The sequence below is a fragment of the Nonomuraea sp. AD125B genome (assembly GCF_041402765.1).
Taxonomy (GTDB): domain Bacteria; phylum Actinomycetota; class Actinomycetes; order Streptosporangiales; family Streptosporangiaceae; genus Nonomuraea; species Nonomuraea bangladeshensis.
Genome location: NZ_JBGLOU010000026.1, coordinates 74,861 through 92,983 on the forward strand (window position 1 = coordinate 74,861; position 18,123 = coordinate 92,983).

Annotated in this window: 15 protein-coding genes; 4 read left to right on the top strand and 11 right to left on the bottom strand. The window is 73.4% G+C overall.

Annotation, left to right across the window (positions count from 1 at the left end; genetic code table 11):
• Positions 1-78: 78 nt before the first annotated feature.
• From ACBR40_RS43915 to ACBR40_RS43950, 8 genes are all read right to left on the bottom strand, one after another.
• The gene (locus tag ACBR40_RS43915) at positions 79-1,704 is read right to left on the bottom strand and encodes a GTP-binding protein (RefSeq protein ID WP_371252556.1); all 1,626 of its coding nucleotides are present in this window, start codon (positions 1,702-1,704) and stop codon (positions 79-81) included.
• Entirely contained in the window at positions 1,701-5,093 is a 3,393-nt protein-coding gene (locus tag ACBR40_RS43920; RefSeq protein ID WP_371252557.1) for a dynamin family protein, read from the bottom strand. Before ACBR40_RS43920 ends, ACBR40_RS43915 begins: the two co-directional genes overlap by 4 nt.
• Positions 5,090-6,322 (bottom strand): uroporphyrinogen-III C-methyltransferase, encoded by a 1,233-nt coding sequence (gene cobA, locus ACBR40_RS43925; protein ID WP_371252558.1) that lies wholly within the window; start codon positions 6,320-6,322, stop codon positions 5,090-5,092. The genes ACBR40_RS43920 and cobA overlap by 4 nt, the downstream gene beginning before the upstream one ends.
• 93 nt (positions 6,323-6,415) lie before the next feature.
• Positions 6,416-7,429 carry an agmatinase gene (gene speB, locus ACBR40_RS43930; RefSeq protein ID WP_344207071.1) on the bottom strand — a complete coding sequence of 338 codons (1,014 nt, stop codon included), beginning with the start codon at positions 7,427-7,429 and terminating at the stop codon, positions 6,416-6,418.
• A gap of 27 nt (positions 7,430-7,456) precedes the next feature.
• Entirely contained in the window at positions 7,457-8,533 is a 1,077-nt protein-coding gene (gene cobT / locus ACBR40_RS43935; RefSeq protein ID WP_371252559.1) for a nicotinate-nucleotide--dimethylbenzimidazole phosphoribosyltransferase, read from the bottom strand.
• A gap of 33 nt (positions 8,534-8,566) precedes the next feature.
• Positions 8,567-9,406 (bottom strand): sirohydrochlorin chelatase, encoded by an 840-nt coding sequence (locus ACBR40_RS43940; protein ID WP_344207069.1) that lies wholly within the window; start codon positions 9,404-9,406, stop codon positions 8,567-8,569.
• Positions 9,407-9,476: 70 nt separating this feature from the next.
• Entirely contained in the window at positions 9,477-10,655 is a 1,179-nt protein-coding gene (locus ACBR40_RS43945) for a precorrin-6Y C5,15-methyltransferase (decarboxylating) subunit CbiT (protein ID WP_371252560.1), read from the bottom strand.
• An 85-nt stretch (positions 10,656-10,740) separates the two neighbouring features.
• Entirely contained in the window at positions 10,741-11,829 is a 1,089-nt protein-coding gene (locus tag ACBR40_RS43950) for a GNAT family N-acetyltransferase (RefSeq protein WP_371252561.1), read from the bottom strand.
• A gap of 77 nt (positions 11,830-11,906) precedes the next feature.
• On the opposite strand from ACBR40_RS43950, the gene ACBR40_RS43955 reads away from it, so the two are divergent.
• The gene (locus ACBR40_RS43955; protein WP_344207066.1) at positions 11,907-12,314 is read left to right on the top strand and encodes a DUF2795 domain-containing protein; all 408 of its coding nucleotides are present in this window, start codon (positions 11,907-11,909) and stop codon (positions 12,312-12,314) included.
• 3 nt (positions 12,315-12,317) lie between these two features.
• Positions 12,318-13,328 (top strand): Vms1/Ankzf1 family peptidyl-tRNA hydrolase, encoded by a 1,011-nt coding sequence (locus ACBR40_RS43960; RefSeq protein WP_371252562.1) that lies wholly within the window; start codon positions 12,318-12,320, stop codon positions 13,326-13,328.
• On the opposite strand, the gene ACBR40_RS43965 is transcribed toward ACBR40_RS43960, so the two are convergent.
• From ACBR40_RS43965 to ACBR40_RS43975, 3 genes are read right to left on the bottom strand one after another with little or no spacing between them, the layout of a single operon-like run.
• Complete coding sequence (locus ACBR40_RS43965; protein ID WP_371252563.1) at positions 13,318-13,881, bottom strand: lactate utilization protein C; 564 nt, start codon at positions 13,879-13,881, stop codon at positions 13,318-13,320. The genes ACBR40_RS43960 and ACBR40_RS43965 overlap by 11 nt on opposite strands.
• Positions 13,868-15,262 carry a lactate utilization protein B gene (locus ACBR40_RS43970; protein WP_371252564.1) on the bottom strand — a complete coding sequence of 465 codons (1,395 nt, stop codon included), beginning with the start codon at positions 15,260-15,262 and terminating at the stop codon, positions 13,868-13,870. Before ACBR40_RS43970 ends, ACBR40_RS43965 begins: the two co-directional genes overlap by 14 nt.
• Entirely contained in the window at positions 15,259-15,990 is a 732-nt protein-coding gene (locus ACBR40_RS43975) for a (Fe-S)-binding protein (RefSeq protein WP_344207062.1), read from the bottom strand. Before ACBR40_RS43975 ends, ACBR40_RS43970 begins: the two co-directional genes overlap by 4 nt.
• Positions 15,991-16,077: 87 nt before the next feature.
• Here ACBR40_RS43975 and ACBR40_RS43980 point away from each other — a divergent pair, with 87 nt between their 5' ends.
• Both ACBR40_RS43980 and ACBR40_RS43985 read left to right on the top strand, forming a co-directional pair.
• Complete coding sequence (locus ACBR40_RS43980) at positions 16,078-16,791, top strand: FadR/GntR family transcriptional regulator (RefSeq protein ID WP_371252565.1); 714 nt, start codon at positions 16,078-16,080, stop codon at positions 16,789-16,791.
• 97 nt (positions 16,792-16,888) lie between these two features.
• On the top strand, positions 16,889-18,085 hold the full coding sequence (locus tag ACBR40_RS43985) for an RNA-guided endonuclease InsQ/TnpB family protein (protein WP_371252566.1): 1,197 nt from the start codon (positions 16,889-16,891) through the stop codon (positions 18,083-18,085).
• Positions 18,086-18,123 lie beyond the last annotated feature (38 nt).

The window sequence follows — 18,123 nt, forward strand, 5'->3', positions numbered from 1 at the left end:
AACGGGATTCTGTGGATGGAGGCGTACGGGCGGAGGGCGCATGCCCCCCGTTCACGCCCCCCACCCGCGGCCGGGAGGTCAGGCGGACAGGTCGCGCAGGGCCGTGTAGAACGTGTGGTGGCGGGCCAGCTCGCGCTCCACGGGCTCGACGACCATCGTGGCCGACACGGCGGCGACCCGACGGCGCATCTCGCGTTCGAGGCGTTCGCGCTCCCGCGAGGCCCCCAGCTCCACGAAGTTGCGGGCCGCGATGCCGGACAAAGCGCCCAGCCCCAGCACCGAGGCCATCATGAGGCCCACCCACGGCAGCGTCGCACTGTCGCCCAGCAGCTCCAGCGACGGCGGCAGCGAGCCCGGCATGAGCAGCCCGGCCGCCAGCCAGACCACGCCCGCCAGGAACGCCGCCACCAGCACGTACTGCCAGATCCTGAGCGCCCACCACCAGCCGGGCACGTGGTCGAGGCGGGGCGCCACCTCCGCCAGGTCCTCGGTCAGCGCCTTGGGCAACTGCTTGGAACGCGACTTCGCCGCCTGCTGTACGGCCGTGCGCCACACGGGGTGCATGTTCATGGACAGACCGTCGGCCAGGGCGTGCACCGCGTTGGCGACCTCGGCCGACTGGGCGCTCACCGAGCCGGTCGTGATCCCGCGGATCTCCTCGCTGACGTCCTCGAGCCGCAGGCTCTTCAGCGGGTCGGCGCGGAACCTGTCGGCCCAGCGCGGGTACGGCCAGCCCACCCACTTGCTGGAACGTTCGGCGTAGACGTTCTCCATGGCCTCACCCACCGCCGGGACGCCGACAGCGTCGCACAGCGCGTCCGTCAGGCCCATGCGGCGGGCCTCGTCCACGGAGGCGGGCGCGGACAGCGCCTCCCCGAGCGGCATGGTCTCGGCGATGCGCTGCTCCAGCCGCTGCAGGTCGGCCTCCAGCTTCTGGATCGCGGCGCGGCGGCGGGAGACGGCGGTGGCGATGACGCTCTTCAGGCTCTCGACGCCCCGCCCGGTGACCGCCGAGGTCGGCACCACGCTCGGGTGCTCGACGCCCTCGCGGCGCAGCAGGTCGTTGAGGTCGATGAGCAGCTCGGCCAGCTCCTCGGTGTCGAGCTTGTCGGCCTGGTTGAGCGCGAACACGGTGACCGCGTCATGCCCCGCCAGCTCGGTGACGTAGCGCCGGTGCGTCGAGGCGTCGGCGTACTTCTGCGGGTCGAGCACCCACACGACCAGGTCGGCCAGGCCGATGAGCCGGTCGGCCTCGGTGTCGGTGAGCGCCCTGATCGAGTCGTGGTCGGGCAGGTCGAGCAGGACGAGCCCGTTGAGCTGGGTGTCGCCTTTGTCGAGCGCGCTGGCCCGGGAGAAGCGGTGCCGCCACTGGATCTGCAGCCAGTCGAGCAGCGGCGCCGAGCCCTCCAGCCCCCACACGCAGGCGTGCGTGCGGCCGGTCGTCGGCCGGCGTACGCCCGTCGGCGACAGCTCCAGCCCCGAGATGGCGTTGAACAACGACGACTTGCCGCTGCCCGTGCCGCCCGCGAGGGCGACGACGGTGTGCTCGGAGGAGAGCTTGAGGCGTTCGCCGGCCCGTTGCAGCAGCGCCGTGGCCTCGTCGAGCAGCTTCTTGTCGAGCCGGCCCGCGCCCACCTCGACCACCTTGGTGAGCGCGGTCAGCCGCGCGGCGAGCCCCGGCCTGGGGGTGGTCGTGGTGGTCATCGGGCGACCTCAAGGTTGTACGTCGCCTGGTAGAGGCGGGTCGCGGCGGACTCGTCGGGCACGCCCGCGGAGTCGAGCGCTTGCACGTAACGCATGGCTTCCTCGTCGAACAACATACCGATCCTGGCCCGCAGGTCGCTCAGCGCCTTCGCGCCGATGCCGCGCAGCGACTCGGCGCCGAGCAGGGCGTTGACCAGGCGGTGCGGCACGCCCTCGCCGTTCGCGCCGCTGAACATGGCGACCGTGAAGATCAGGGCCAGCGCGTCGGGGTCGAACGACACGATCTTCGACACCGAGCGCTTGGCCACGCCTTCGGTGCGTACGAGCTCGCCCAGGTGATCCTGCCAGGACGCGATGGCCCGGCCGGCGTTGCGTACGAGCGTGTCGGAGGGGACGTCGAGCCCTTCGCCGAGCTTGCCGCCCAGCTCGGCGCGGTGCCGCCAGCGCGCGACGACCTCGGCGGTGGCGCGGTTGGCGGCGGCGACGATCACCGACTCCAGGCCGGTGCGGATCGCCGCCCTGAACGCGATCACCCGCTCCGGCGCCTGCCTGGCCGCCCGGCCGCGCCGGCGGAGCTGCAGCGAGCGCATGAGGTCGCCCGAGCCCGCGAAGTCCTGCCAGCGGGCCAGCACCTCGCCGTGCAGCAGCGAACCGCTCCTCGCCGCCTTGTCGATGTCGCTCAGCGCGCCGAAGAACGCGGCCTCCACGTCCTTGCGCAGCTCCGCGCGGAACGCGACCTGCGCCTCCAGGTGCTTGGCCAGCGCGGGTACGCGGGTGCGGAAGCTGTCGAGCACGCCGTTCAGCGTCTCGCGGACGGCCTGGGCGCGCCGCTCCTCGTCAACTGACAGCTCGGCCAGCCACAGGCGCAGGTCGGTGACCTCGCTGTCGGGCAGCCTGCCGTCGGTGACCTCCGACTCGTGGATGACGAACCGGTCGATGTCGCCCAGACCGTATTCGGTGAGCATGCGGACGAAGTGCTTCAGCACGACGTCCATCGCCTTCGGCTGCACCCGCGACAGCACGATCGCCAGCCGGGCGCCGCGCTCCTTGGCCAGCTTGAGCAGGCTCCATGCGGGGGCGTCGGCGTAGCGGGCCGCCGTGGTCACGAAGATCCACAGGTCGGCGGCGTCGAGCATGCGGTGCGCGATCTCGTGGTGCTCCTCGACGACCGAGTCGATGTCGGGGGTGTCGAGCAGCGCCACGCCCTGCGGCAGCTTCTCGGTCGCGACCAGGACCAGGCCGTCGTTGGTGCCCGTGCCCGCGCCGCCGCCGCGGGTGGCGGTGGGCTCGGGCTGGTCGAGACGCTGTACGGTGCCGAGCAGCTCGCCCTCGGCGAACCACTGGCGGTCGTCCGGATGACACACCAGGACGGGGGTGCCGGTGGTCGGGCGGCGGATGCCGGTGCGGGAGACGTTGCGTTCGGCGAGGCTGTTGACCAGCGTGGACTTGCCCGCGCCGGTGGAACCGGCCACCACGATCAGGGCGGGGGCCGTGCTGGTGCGGACCCTGGGCAGGACGTAGTTGTCGAGCTGGGCCAGGAGGTCGGTGCGGGCCTGCCTGGCGTCTTTGACGCCGGGGAGGTCCAGGCCGAGGCGGATGTCGGTGATGCTCTCGCGGAGCTGGTCGAGCGCGGTGGTGAGCGCTTCTACGGTCTCCGGGGGGAGGGCTTCGGTACGGGTGCCGTCGGCGGGGGGCTGCTCGTCGGCGGCGGCGTCCTCTTCCTCTTCCTCTTCCGCGGCCTTCTCCGCGTCTTCGTCTTCGTCCTCGCCGTCGTCCTCGCCCTCGTCGAGGGTGGTGGCCTCGGACTGGAGGAAGGCGGTCTCCGCCAAGGTGTCGTCCGCGGGTGCGGCTTCTGTGGAGGGGACGGAGGTGGACTCTTCGTCGTCGGCCGGCTCGTCGGCGGTGCGGGACTCCGTGGACGGAGCGAGATCCGGCGCGGAGTCGTCCGGTTCTGCCGATGGGTCCAGGTCCGGGCCGGCGGAGACGTCAACGTCCCCGGTGGAGGCGGCGTCTGCGGAGGAGTCCTCGCCGGAGGGGGCGGGCTCGGTGGAGAGGTCGGGCTCCGCGGAGGGGGCGAGGTCTGTGGAGGTGTCCGGGTCCTCTGAGGGGTTCAGGTCCTCTGGAGAGCTCGCGTCGTGGTCGGCGGAGGGGTCGGTGGCGGGCGGAAGCGCTTCGACGGCGGGCGGCTCGTCGGCGGAGGGCTTGGCGGCGAGCGTCTGCTCGGCGTCGCCTACCTGGTCAACGTCGCTGAGCTGATCAGCGTCAGTCTGCCGGTCAGCGTCAGTTGGCTGCTCGGCGTCGGTCCCCTGCTCGGCGTCGGTCGGCTGCTCGGGGGCGTACGGGTGCTCGGGGGCGAGGTGGTCGTCGGTGGGTGAGGGGGTTGCGGTGGAGGGCTCGCCGGTGGGTGGGACGTTCAGTGCGGCGGGCCTGGCGAAGAGGGAGGGTTCGCCGGAGGGTGCAGCGGCGGGACGGCCCGGGGTGGCGTCGGCGGCGGGGCGAGCGGGTCTGGTGGGGGCGGACCGGAAAAGGCTCTGGGCGCCGGGGGCAGGCTGGGCGGGGTCCTGAGGGCCGGGGGCGGGTCGGTCCGCTGAGGGGGTGTCCTCTGGGGCGGGGGAGGTGCCGGCGGCGGGCTTGCGGGGGGTGAAGAAGTCAACGCGGTCGGCGGGCTTGGCGGGGGCGCCGAACAGGTTGACCTCGCCCGGCGCGCCGTGGCCCTCAGGGGCGCCCGTGGCAGGGTGGCCGGGGAAGGCAGGGCGATTGGGGGACGTGGGGCGACGCCTCGGAAGTGGCTCGTGCGCCTGCTGCGGCTCGCGGCCCTGCTGGGGCTCTCCCACCTGCCGCCGCTCGCGGCCCTGCCGCGGCTCGCGAACGGGCAGCGGCTCGCGGCTCCGCTGCGGCTCGCGCGTGGGCAGCGGCTCCCGGCCCGCCTGCGGCTCCCGAGCGGGCTGCGATTCCCGGCCCGCCTGCGGCTCGCGAGCAGGCAGCGGCTCCCGGCCCGACTGAGGCTGGCTGGCGGGCCGTGGCTCCCGGCCCGGCTGAGGCTCGCGGGCCTGTGGCGGTTCGCCGGCGCGGCGCAGTTCGCGGACGTGCTCAGCCTCGCCGAGCCGCCGCTCGCGGCGCTCCTGAGCGTCACCGGGCCGTCGTTCACGGGGATCCTGGGCATCGCCGGGCCGTCGTTCACGGGGATCCTGGGCGTCGCCAGGTCGCCGCTCGCGGGGGTCCTGGGTGTCGCGGGGGCGGCGCGGGTCGCGCGGGGTGTCTTTGAGGTTCTTCTTGGTGTCCCCGGAGGGGGTGAAGGCGTCGAAGGTGTCGTCGTCGCTGATCGAGGGGAAGGACAGCGTCTGCTCCCCCAGCGACTCCGGCCGCCCGTCATCCATGGCCGTGTTCACGGCAGGCGCTCCGCTCGAACCATCTCGACCTCCTGGCCGACCCTGACGACGTCCCCGACGACGACGATCGCCGGCGGTCGTATTCCAGCCGCCGACACGCGGTCGGCCACGGTGGAAAGCGAAGCGACGACCGCCCGCTGCGTCGGAAGGGTACCGTCCTGCACCACCATTACGGGAGTATCCGGCGAACGTCCGTCTCGAACGAGCGTCTCGGCCACCTTCGCCAGCCGCTCGACGGCCATCATGAGCACCAGCGTGCCCTGGGAACGGGCCAGGCCGGGCCAGTCGACGGTGGAGCGCTCGTCGTCGGGCGCCACGTGCACCGATATGACGTGGAACTCCTGGCTGACCCCCCGGTGCGTCACCGGCACGCCGGCCGACGCGGGGACGGCGACGGCGCTGGTGATGCCGGGGACGACGAGAACCGGGATGCCGGCCTCCGCGCAGGCGATCATCTCCTCGCCGCCCCGCCCGAAGACGAACGGGTCGCCGCCCTTGAGCCGCACCACGAACTTCCCCTGTCTGGCGCGGTCCACGAGGATGTCGTTGATCGTCTCCTGGGACAGCGAGCGGCCGTAGGGCACCTTGGCGGCGTCGATCAGCTCGACGTCGGGGGCGAGCTCGTCGAGCAGGGCACGCGGCGCGAGGCGGTCGGCGACGACCACGTCGGCCTGCGCGAGGAGCTGCCGCCCGCGTACGGTGATGAGCCCCGGATCGCCGGGACCGCCGCCGACGAGGGCGACGCCGACGGGTTTGGTGCGGTTGCGGCGGGCGTCGACGGTGCCGTCGCGCAGGGCCTCGACCACGGCGTCGCGGATGCCGGCGGCCCGTCTGGGGTCGCCGCCCGCCGTGACGGCCACGCTGATCTCGCCGACACGCCCGCTGGCGGGGGTCCAGGCGGCGGCGGCGTCCTTGTCGTCGGCGCGTACGCACCACACGCGCTTGGCCTCCGCCTCGGCGGCGACCGCGGTGTTGACGGACCTGTCGTCGGCGCACGCCTGGACGAGCCAGGCGCCGTCGCAGTCGCCGACCTCGTAGGGCCGGGCGTGCCAGGTGATCCGTCCGGCGGCGATGAGGTCGTCGAGTGCCGGGGTCACGCTCGGCGAGACGACCGTGACCTCCGCACCGGCCTCCAGGAGCGCGGGCACCCGCCGCTGGGCGACGCGGCCGCCGCCTACGACGAGCACCCGGCGGCCGGAAAGCCGCAGGCCGAGGAGGTAGGGGCCCATGAGGGAAATCTCCCGTTCGCGCAGGTTGTGTTAAGAGGTAAACCTACCGGCTTCGCATCCGTCATTTGCTGCGCACAGGTTAACGGGCACGAGTCAACGGCCGTCGAGAAGCGGCTGACGCGGATCCCAGCGCGGCCCGCCCTCGTCGTCCTTGCGGCGTCTGGCCATCGCCGACAGAGCCTCCAGGATGACCCGGTTGCCGAGGAAGGCGGTGATGTCCGCGTGGTCGTACGGCGGAGCGACCTCGACCAGCTCCATGCCGGCGACGGGCAGCTCGTAGCAGAGGCGGCGTACGGCGTCGAGGAGCTGGCGGGCGGTCAGGCCGCCGGGCTCGGGCGTGCCGGTGCCGGGCGCGTGGCCGGGGTCGCAGACGTCGATGTCGACCGACAGGAAGATCTGGTCGCACTCGTCCAGCGCGATCGCGGACGCCTCCGTCAGCACCTCGTCCAGCCCGCGGGCGACGATCTCGGTCATCTCGTACGAGCGCATCCGCTGCCCGGCCATCCACGACAGCGTCTCAGGCTCGGGCCAGTAGCCGCGCAGGCCGATCTGCAGAAACCGGTCGCCGCGGATGGCGCCGGACTCGATGAGCCGCCGCATGGGCTGCCCGTGGCCGTACAGGTGGCCGAAGGTGATGTCGCCGGTGTCGGCGTGCGCGTCGAAGTGGATCATCGAGGTGCGGCCGGGGAGGTGCGCCCTGGCCGTGCCGCGCGCGTCGGGCAGCGCGATCGTGTGGTCGCCGCCCAGCACCAGGGGCACCGCGCCGGAGGCCGCGATGCGGTGCACGGCGTCCTCGATGGCCTGCAAGGAGCCCTCGACGTCGCCCGAGTAGCACTCGACATCACCGGCGTCGAGCACCCGCAGGTCCTTCAGCCCGTCCACGCGCAACGCGAGGCTCGGACGTGAGCCGTCGTGCGGCAGGTAGCACGCCTGCCGCAGCGCCTGCGGGCCGAACCTGGCGCCCGGCCGGTGGGAGGTGCCGCCGTCGAAGGGGGCGCCCAGGATCACGACGTCCGCGCCCTCGTAGGACGCGGGATCCCCCAGGTCGCAGCGGTCGACCCCCAGGAACGTGTAATCCGGGCCGTACATGGCGCCGTATCGGGACAACGAGCTCACCTCCAGTGAGCACCATCCTTACACGGGCTTCTCGGTGACCCCCGCCGAGTCGAACGTCGCGACCTCGTGCATCACCCGTACGGCCGCGCACAGCACGGGGTGGGCCAGCAGCGCGCCGGTGCCCTCGCCGAGCCGGAGCTCCAGGTCCACGAGGGGACGCAGCCCGAGGCGGGCGAGCGCGGCGGCGTGGCCGGGCTCGGCCGAGCGGTGCCCGGCCACGCAGTGGTCGAGCGCGGACGGGTCGAGGGCGGCGGCGACCAGGGCCGCGGCCCCGGCGATCACGCCGTCGAGCAGCACCGGCACGCGGGCCGCCGCGCCGCCGAGAATGAAGCCGGCGAGCGCGGCGTGCTCGAACCCGCCGACGGCGGCCAGCGCCCGCAGCGCCTCGCTCGCCGAGGAGCCGAGCGGGCCGGCGTCGAGGCCGTTCACGCGCAGCGCCTCGCGGACGATGCCGACCTTCCGCTCGTACGTCTCGTCGTCGATGCCGGTGCCCCTGCCGGTGACCTCGGCAGGGTCGGCGCCGGTGAAGACGGAGATCAGGGCGGCCGAGGCCGTGGTGTTGGCGATGCCCATGTCGCCGGTGATCAGGCAGCGGGCCCCGCCCGCCACCAGGTCGCGGGCCACCGCGATGCCCGCCTCCATGGCCCTGACGGCCTGGTCGACGGTCATGGCGGGCCCGCGCGACAGGTCGGCGGTGCCGTAGCCGACCTTCCGCTTGACCAGGGCGGGCGCGTCGGGCAGGTCGGCGGCGACGCCGACGTCCACGACGGTGACCGTGACGCCGGCCTGGGCGGCGAAGGCGTTGGCGACCGCGCCGCCGGCCAGGAAGTTGGCCACCATCTGCACGGTGACCTCCTGCGGCCAGGGCGTGACGCCCGCGGCGTGCACGCCGTGGTCGGCCGCGAAGATGGCCAGCGCGGCCGGGGCGGGCAGGGGCGGCGGGCAGACGCCGGCCGCGCCCGCCAGACGGACCGCGACGTCCTCCAGCATGCCGAGCGAGCCGCGCGGCTTGGTGAGACGGTCCTGGAACGCTCGGGCCTCGGCGATCGCCACCGGGTCGGCGGCGCGGATCGCGGCGAGGGTGTCGGCCAGCACGGCGTACCTCCGGGAAGAAAGGGCTTGGGGGGCTCAGTGGACGAGCTGGAGTGCTTCCTCGTAACGCTCGATGACGACGTCGGCCAGGGGCTCGCAGTCGCCGATCACCTCGGCGCAGCGGATGTCGAGATCGGGGTGGCCGGCGCCGTACGCCAGCGCCTGCGCCCACACGCGCTCCAGCATGCCGCCCGCGAACAGCAGGTAAGGCACCACGATCACGCGCTTGGCCCCCAGACGGCGGCAGCGTTCGAGCCCGCCGGGCACGCCGGGGGGCGTGACCGAGACGAACGCGGTCTCGACGGTCATGAAGTCGTAGGCGTGCGTCTCCCAGAACAGCCGGGACACGCGGTGGATCTCGGCGTTGGCCGCCGGGTCGGTCGAGCCCTCGCCGACCAGCACGATGCCGGTCTCGCCCGGCTCGACGTGCAGGTCCTCGTCGACGGGGGCGTCCACGGCGCGCAGCCGGGGGCGGGCGCCCGCGGGCTCCAGCGCGCGCGGCCTGGACAGGTCGGCGGCGGCCTCGGTGAGCCGCTCGGCCAGCAGCGACAGCACGCGGGGGTCGGGGCCGAGCGGGCGGCCGTAGTCGTACATGAGGGTGGGGTGGCGCCGCTGCTCGCGTTCCATGGCGGCGCCGAGGTCGTCGCTCGTCCTGCTGAGGCTGAGCGGCAGGGCGACGAGACGGTGGTGACCCCTCGCGACCAGGGAGGCGACGGAGTCGCTCAGCCGGGGCGTGGCGCGCTCCAGGTAGCCGCCGGAGACGTCGACGGCCGTCAGGTCGAGGCGGCAGCGCAGCCGGTGTACGAACCTGCCGAACTCCGCGGCGTAGGCGTCATCGTGCGAGCCCTGCCCGATCAGCAGGAGCGGCGGCTTCATCGTGAGGGAATCTCCGAGGCGTTGGACAAGGACACGCGAGGATAACCGATGCGCGGCAGTAGGGAACAGGTCACGTTCCGTACGCGGGTGTCGCGTGGACGACGAAAACGGGGTCGGCGGCGGCCAGGCGGTGCGTCCCGTCGGGGTTGACGGTCAGCGCCGAGGCGATGATCTGGGTGCCCGTGCCCCGGTAGCCGTGCTCGCGCAGCCGGTCGAGCACGGCCGAGACCTGCTCGACGGTGCGCAGCGCGCACACCAGCGAGCGCGGGCGGCGCGCGGCGCAGGCCGACACCACGTCGGCCCCGCCGCCGCCGACGAACACCGCGTCGGGGTCGGGCAGGGGCTCCAGGGCAGGCGGGGCCTGGCCCCGGGTGAGCGCGACCTTGACGCCGTGGGCGAGCACGTTGGCGCGCAGCCGGGCGCAGTTGGCCTCCTCGCGCTCGACGGCGACCACGGCCGCGCCGTGCCTGGCGCACTCGACGGCGATCTCGCCGACGCCCGCGCCGACGTCCCAGACGAGGTCGCCGAGCCGGGGGCCGAGCTTGGCCAGCACGTACGCCCGCACCTCGGGCGGCAGCCCGCCCCCCTCGAACGGCAGCGCCCACTCGGCCGGCCCCGGCTGCGCCCCCGCCACCCAGCCCGGCTCCTTGGCCTGGTGGAGCGGGTCGATGACGAGGACGACGTCGGGGTCCTTCCACGGCCGGGTGGTGGCCTCGCCCATGCGGCTGTGCGTGACCCGCTGGTCGGGCCCGCCGAGGTCCTCGCAGACGATGAGCGCGCGGGGCGTGGTGGGGGCCAGCTCGCGGGCGATCTCGGCGGGGCCGACGCCGGGCGCGACCAGCAGCGCGACCTTGGGGTGGGCGCGGCAGGCGTTGACCGCCCTGGCGAGCTGGTGGGGGCCGGCGGGGGCGACGACCAGCGCGTCCTCCCAGTTGAGCCCGGCGCAGGCGAAGGCCCGGGTGACCAGCGAGGTCGCGGGCAGGACGTCCGGTTTGAGGCCGTGCGCCCGGAGCGTGCGTACGACGCCGAAGAAGCCGGGGTCGCCCTCCGCGATCACGACCGCGGGACCGTCGCCGTTCTCGAGGTGATCGTCCAGCGCCTGGAGCAGCGCGCCGTCGGCCACGGTCGCGGCGTTGAGCCTGAGCCGGCCGAGCAGGGCGTCGGGGCCCACGACAAGGGCGGCCTCGCGCAGCCGGTCGAGCGCGGCGGGCGGCAGCTCCGTCCCGTCCCAGCCGACAACCGTGATCATCGTGCCTCCACCTCCCCTTCAAGGGTGACGGTTGCCGGCGGGTTTCACAAAGGACTGCGAAAGCCAGTACGGCGTGCCTTCGGGGCTACGCGCCGGACTCCAGGTCGGACGGCACGAGGCTGAAGACGACCAGGTCCTCCCCCGCGAGCGCGCAGCGGGCCACGCCCTCGCGGACGAAGCCGGCCTTCTCGGCGACGCGCTGCGACTGCGGGTTGTCCACGGCGGCGCGGAGCTGGAGCCGGGTGAAGCCCTGCCGCTCGAACAGCCAGCGGGCGACCGCGAGCACCGCCTCGCCGGCGTAGCCGTTGCCGCGCGCCCAGGGGGCGGTCATGTAGCCGATCTCGGCGGTGCGGTGGCTCCAGTCGACGTCGCGCAGGTCCACGTTGACGGCGAAGCGGCCGGTCGCCTGCTCGACGGCCGACCAGGCGATGCCGGCGCCGCGGACGCGTACCCGCTCGGCGTGGTCGATGAAGGCGAGCGCGTGCTCGACGGTGTAGCCGCGCGGGACGCCGGTCCTGGCCTGGGTGAGCGGGTCGGCCCCGGTGGCGGCCAGGTCGGTCGCGTCGGCGGGCTCGGGCGCGCGCAGGAGCAGGCGCGGCGTGCGCAGCTCGGCGCGCGGCAGGACGGTGGCAGGGGCGCGGCCGTCGCCCCGCAGCAGGCCGAACACGACCAGGTCGTGCGGCCCGTCGTCCTCCAGCACCGCGCCGCGCAGCACGCCCTCCCAGGTGAAGCCCGCTTTCTGGGCGACGCGCAGCGACGGCAGGTTGTCGAGGTTGGCGGTCAGGTCGATCCGGCGCAGCCGGGTTTTGTCAAAGACCCACTCGGCGAGGCCGCGCAGGGCCTCGGTGGCCAGGCCGCGGCCCCGGTACAGCGGGTGCACGCCGTAGCCGACCTCGGTCGTACCGGACTCCCACGAGGTCTTGAAGAGGCTGATGGCGCCCACGACGCGGCCGTCCACGTCGATCATCGCGAGGTGCACGCCCTGGCCCGACCTGTGCAGCTCGTGCACGCCCCGGTCGAGCCACTGCTCGACGCCGGACGCCGTGGCGGGCGCGCCGGGAGGCAGGAAGACGGCGCCGGACTCCACGATCGACCGGATCCGCGCGGTGTCCTGGGGGGCGAACGGCCGCAGGGTCAGGCGGGCCGTCGCGATGGTGATGTCGGCATCGAACACGGACGGCAGGGTACACAGCGGCGATGTTTGCCCACGAAAGCGGGGGTAGGGGCGCTGAAGAGAGAGGTGAGGCGAATATGGAACGTGGGAGCGACAAGCACGGCCCCCGTCTGGACCACCAGCAGAAGCACGAGACCGAGGGCATGATGCGCGGCGGCGGCACCACGCACGCCGAGGAGTGGAAGGAGCCCGAGTCCATGCCGGCGCCAGGCGAGGAGTCCATGCGGTCGTACCCGCCCGGCCACGAGCCCGGCGTGCCGGAAGGCATGACGGGGCAGAGCGTGGACGCCCGAGCCGACCTGGCCAAGTGGCTGAGCGACACCCACTGGCCCAAGTCGAAGGCGGACCTGGTCCGGCAGGCGGAGGAGGCGGACGCTCCCGACCGGGTGACGGACATGGTGCGCTCCCTCCCCGAGCGGGAGTACACGAACATGGCCGACGTGGGCGAGGCGCTCGGGCTCGGCGTGGAGAAGCGGAGGTGGTGACGGGTGCGCCTCGACTTCATCCGGCCGCTGTACGAGCGGCGGGGCCCGTACGCCTCCGTCTATCTGGGGGCGCTGACCGGCCCGGAGCGTGAGACGCACTGGCACAGCGTGCGCGACGCGCTCGACGGGGCGGACCCGGCGACCGTCGCGGCGCTGGCGGAGCGGGCCGAGGCGGCGGCCGCGGGGCAGGCGCTGTTCGCCGCGCACGGCGAGGTGGTGCTGGCCGAGCCGCTGTCGCGGCCGCCGTACGAGCGGGCGACCTGGTCCCCACTGCCGAACATCGCGCCGATGCTGCTGGAGCGCGGCGAGAACGTGCCGCACCTGCGGGTCATCGTGGACCACGCGGGGGCGGAGCTCACCGTGTACGGCAGCGGGGCGCCGCGCCGCCGCACGGTGCAGGCCGCGGTCTGGCCGCTGCAGAAGACCGCGCAGGGCGGCTGGTCGCAGCGCCGCTACGAGATGTCCGTCGAGAACGCCTGGGAGCAGAACGCGCAGGCGGTCGCGCACGAGATCGACGAGCAGGTACGCCGCCTCGGCACCGAGCTGATCATCATCGCCGGCGAGCCGAAGTCCCGTTCGTTCCTGATGCACCACCTCGGCACCAAGGCGAGCGACCGGGTGGTGATGGTCGAGCACGGCAGCCGCTCCGACCACGGCCAGTTCGAGGAGGACGTCGAGCAGACGCTCGACGACTGGCTCGACCGCCGCCGCGGCGAGCTGCTGGAGCGCCACCAGGAGAGCGGCGGTCCTGTGGGCCTGTCGCAGGTGGCGCGGGCGCTGCGCGACGGGCGGGTGCAGGCGCTGCTGCTGCCCGGTGAGCGGCCGGAGCCGATCTGGATCGGCGAGGGCGGCGTCCAGCTCAACACCGACCAGGGCGAGCTGCGGCACTGGGGCGTAACCGAGCCCGTGCGCGAGCGCGCGGACGCCGCCCTGGTGCGGGCCGCCGCGATGACGGACGCCGAGCTGTGGTTCACGGACGGCGTCAAGGACGTGGCGGCGGTGCTCAGGTACTGATGACCACTTCGAGGGTGCGGGGGCCGTGCACGCCCTCGACCCGGTTGAGCTCGATGTCGCTGGTGGCCGACGGGCCGCTGATCCAGGTCAGCGGCCGGGCCGGGTCGAGCCTGGCGACGGCCTCGGGCACCGAGGAGACGATCTGGTCGGCCCGCACCACGCACAGGTGGTAGTCGGGCACCAGCGTTTGGGCCCGGGTGCCCTGGCCGGGGCCGTGGTCGAGGACGATCGTGCCGGTCACCGCGATGCCCACGGCGCAGCCGGTGACGACCCCGTCGGCGGTGTGCAGGTCGGGCCAGCTCTCCTGCCCCGCCAGGCCGAAGCCGTCGGGGACGATCATGCGGCGGCCGGCCAGGCGCTTCTCGATCCAGCCGGGCACCTCGGCGGCCGGCAGGACGTGGACGACGGCGCGGTAGTCGTCCACCCGCTCGGCGAACAGCTCGACCAGGTCGCCGGCCGCCGCCTCGGTGCGGTAGTCGCGGGGGATCTCGACGTCCTCGGCGCCCGCCACGGCCTTGGCGATCCGGGCGAGGATCTCCTCACGCGCGCTCATTCCGCTCCCACCAGTCTCTGAATGATTCTTCCGGGATTTCCGGCACGTCCCGGGTTTCGGTCCAGGCCGACAACGGGCCGGGCAGCCGCTTCTTGGGCACCAGCCCGCGCGCCTTGGACGCGAGCCGCTGGGCCGCCGCCAGCCGCCGGTGGTCGTCGAGTATCCAGCCGGCGACCTTCATGCCGGCCTTCTCCGCCGCCGCGTGCGGGGCCTTGGCGCGCAGGTCCACCAGGACCTCGGGGATGTCGATGGCGACCGGGCAGACGTCGTAGCAGGCGCCGCACAGGCTGGAGGCGTACGGCAGCGAGGCGTCCAGCTCGGAGCCCATGCCGCGCAGCTGCGGCGTGAGGATGGCGCCGATGGGGCCCGGGTAGACGGAGCCGTAGGCGTGGCCGCCCGCCCGCTCGTAGACCGGGCACACGTTGAGGCAGGCCGAGCAGCGGATGCAGCGCAGCGCCTGACGGCCGACCTCGTCGGCGAGCACGCCGGTGCGGCCGTTGTCGAGCAGCACGAGGTGGAAGTCCTGGCCCTCGACCGCGCCGGTCCACATGCTGGTGTACGGGTTCATCCGCTCACCGGTGGAGCTTCTGGGGAGGAGCTGGAGGAACACCTCCAGATCCCGCCAGCTGGGCAGGAGCTTCTCGATCCCCACCACGCTGATCAGCGTCTCGGGCAGGGTCAGGCACATGCGGCCGTTGCCCTCGGACTCCAGCACGACCAGCGTGCCGGTCTCGGCCACCATGAAGTTGGCCCCGGAGATCGCGACCTTGCTGCGCAGGAACCGTTCGCGCAGGTGGAGCCGGGCGGCCTCGGCCAGCGCGGGCGGGTCGTCGGTGAGCCCTTCCGGGGTCTTCGGCATCTTCTCCAGGAAGATCTCGCGGATCTCCGACCGGTTGCGGTGGATCGCGGGCACCAGGATGTGGCTGGGGAAGTCGTCGCCGAGCTGCACGATCAGCTCGGCGAGGTCGGTCTCGTACGCGGTGATGCCCTCGGCGGCCAGCGCCTGGTTGAGCTCGATCTCCTGGGTGGCCATCGACTTGACCTTGACGACCTCGCGCTCGCCGGTGGCCTTGACCAGGCCGGTGACGATGCGGTTGGCCTCGGCGGCGTCGCGCGCCCAGTGGACGGTGCCGCCCGCGTCCTGGACGGCCCGTTCGAGCTGGACCAGGTAGCGGTCGAGGTTGCGCAGCGTGTGGTCCTTGATGGCCTTGCCGGCGGCGCGCAGCTCGGCCCAGTCGGGCAGCTCGCCGACGACGCCGGCCCGCTTGCCGCGGATGGTGTGAGTGGCTTTGCGGAGGTTGTAGCGGAGCTGAGAGTCCTGGACAGCCTTCTGCGAGTTTTTCGGGAAATTTCCGGGCATGCCGAGGAATGTCGCGCTCATTGGCTCTCCTCCGTGGACGCCAGGATCTCGGCCAGGTGCATCGTCCGCACGCCGGTCTTCTGGCGGCTCAGCGTGCCGCCGATGTGCATGAGGCACGAGTTGTCGGCCGCGCACAGCACCTCGGCGCCGGTGTCCATGATGTTGCGGGTCTTGTCGGCGCCCATCGCCGCCGAGACCGCCGGGTTCTTCACCGCGAACGTGCCGCCGAAGCCGCAGCACTCCTCCGCGCCGGGCAGCGGCACCAGCTCCAGGCCGCGTACGTTGCGCAGCAGCCGGGCGGGCCGGTCGCCGAGGCGCAGGCCGCGCAGCGAGTGGCAGGTCGGGTGGTAGGTGACGCGGTGCGGGAAGTACGCGCCCACGTCCTCGACCTTGAGCACGTCGATCAGGAACTCCGACAGCTCATACACCCTGGGCGCGACCTCCGCGATCGCCGCGGCCCCCTTGCTGCCCGGACGGGCCAGCTTGGGGTACTGCTCGCGGACCATGGCCGCGCACGACCCCGACGGGGCCACCACGGCGTCGTACCCGGCGAAGACCTCGGTGAAGTGCCGGGCCAGGCGCACCCCCTCCGCGCGGTAGCCGGTGTTGACGTGCATCTGGCCGCAGCACGTCTGGGCGGCGGGGAAGTCGACCTCGCAGCCGAGCCTGCGCAGCAGGGACACCACGGCCTTGCCCGTGCCGGGGAAGAGCGTGTCGTTCACGCACGTGATGAACAGGGCGACTCGCACCGCTCTCCTCTCGAAGAGTATGGTCTGACCACAATATGGTCAGACCATAGCAGGGAGGCCCGGGTGGACGGCAGCGGGTGGGGTCCGGTGAAGCGCACGCGCACGTTCGAGGACGTTCTCGCGCAGATCGAGCGGCGCATCGCCGAGGACGGCCTCACGGCCGGTGACCGCCTGCCCGCCGAGCGCCGACTCGCCGAACAGCTCGGCGTCAGCCGCTCGTCCGTGCGCGAGGCCATGCGCGTGCTGGAGACGCTGGGCGTGGTCTCCTCCCAGGTCGGACGGGGCCCCGACGCGGGCGCGGTGCTCATCGCCCGTCCCGACTCGGCCATGACCGGGCTGCTGCGGCTGCACCTCGGCCTGGCCACCCTGGAGCTGCGCGAGGTCATCGACACCCGGCACATGATCGAGCAGTGGGCCGCCACCCGCGCCGCCGCCGGCCGTGCCGGCACTGGGCAGCCGAGCGGCGGCCACGCCGGCACCGAGGCGCTGGCCGCCGCCCTCGCCGGCATGGACGCGGCGCGCACCGCCGAGGAGTTCGTCGAGCACGACACCGCCTTCCACTGCGCGCTCGCGGACGCTTCCGGCAATCGGCTCGTCTCCGCCGTCATGCGCTCGCTCCGGGACACGATGCGCAAATTCTCGGTCGAGGCGGTCGAACGCCTCGGCGACACCGCGATCCTGCGCGCCGGGCACGTCCGCATCCTGGCCGCGATCGAGGCGGGCGACCCCGCCGAGGCCGCCGCGGCCGTGTCGGAGCACCTCGCCGACGCCTACCCCGAGCTGTTCACCACGCATCTTTAGCGTGGGAGCCCGGCCCTTCAGGGCGGGGAGGAATCGCGGAACGGTCGGGCACGTCTGTCTCCCGGTTTTGTCGGTGGTGGTCGGTAGGTTGATCGGCGTGTCCCGCTACCGGCTCCAGCCCTCGCCTGCTCAAGAGCGGGTGTTGCTGGAGCATTGCGGGCACGCCCGTTACGTGTGGAACCTCGCCGTCGAGCAGCACGCGCACTGGAAGCCGGGCCGCAGGAGCGCTCCCGGTTTCGCCGAGCAGTGCCGCCAGTTGACCGAGGCGCGGGCGGAGAACGCGTGGCTGCGCGCCGGGTCGGTTGTCGTCCAGCAGCAGGCCTTGAAGGACTTCGCGCAGGCCATGGCGAACTTCTTCGGCAAGACCCACCAGCGTCCGGCGTGGCGCAGGCGGGGGCGGGGCGAAGGGTTCCGGATCGTCGCCGTCAAGGCCGGTGACGTGCGCCGGCTGTCGCGCAACATCGGCGAGGTGAGGATCCCGAAGGTGGGCTGGGTGCGGTTTCGCTGGTCGCGCGCTGTCCCTGCGGGCGTGAAGTCGTACCGGGTCACCCGCGATGCGGCGGGCCGCTGGCATGTCGCCTTCGCCGTGATCCCCGAGCCGGTGCCCGCGCCCGGCACGGGCGAGGCGGTAGGCATGGACCGTGGTGTCGCGGTGAGCGCCGCCCTGTCCACGGGCGAGCTGCTGAACGTCCCCGGCCTGCGCGCCGGGGAGAAGGCCCGCCTGCTGCGGCTGCTGCGCAGGCTGGCCCGCGCCGAGCGGGGGTCGAACCGGCGCGGCAGGGTGAAGGCCGCCATCGCCAGGGTGCGGGCGCGTGAGGCCGACCGGCGCAAGGACTGGGTGGAGAAGACCTCGACCGACCTGGCCCGCCGGTTCGACGTGATCGCCGTCGAAGACCTGAAGATCTCCCACATGACCCGCTCGGCCAGGGGGACGGGCGAAGCGCCGGGCCGTGGCGTCCGTCAGAAGGCCGGGCTGAACCGGGGCATCCTCGCCGCCGGGTGGGGCCGGCTCGTGCAACGGCTGGAGCACAAGGCTCCCGGCCGCGTCCACAAGATCAACCCGCGTTACACGTCGCAGACCTGCAACGCCTGCCGGCACCGCGCGGCCGAGTCGAGAAAGAGCCAATCTCGATTCCGCTGCGTCGCCTGCGGGCACCAGGCGCACGCCGACGTCAACGCGGCCGGGAACCTCAGAGACACGGCGGCAGGGCATGCCGTCGCTGCGCGGGGAGGCTCGCCGCTGGGCGGGCCTGCGAACCGCGAACCTCAACGTGACCTCCTCCTCGTGAGGTAGTCGCCGTTGGAATCCCCCGCCTTCACTTCAGGCGGGGG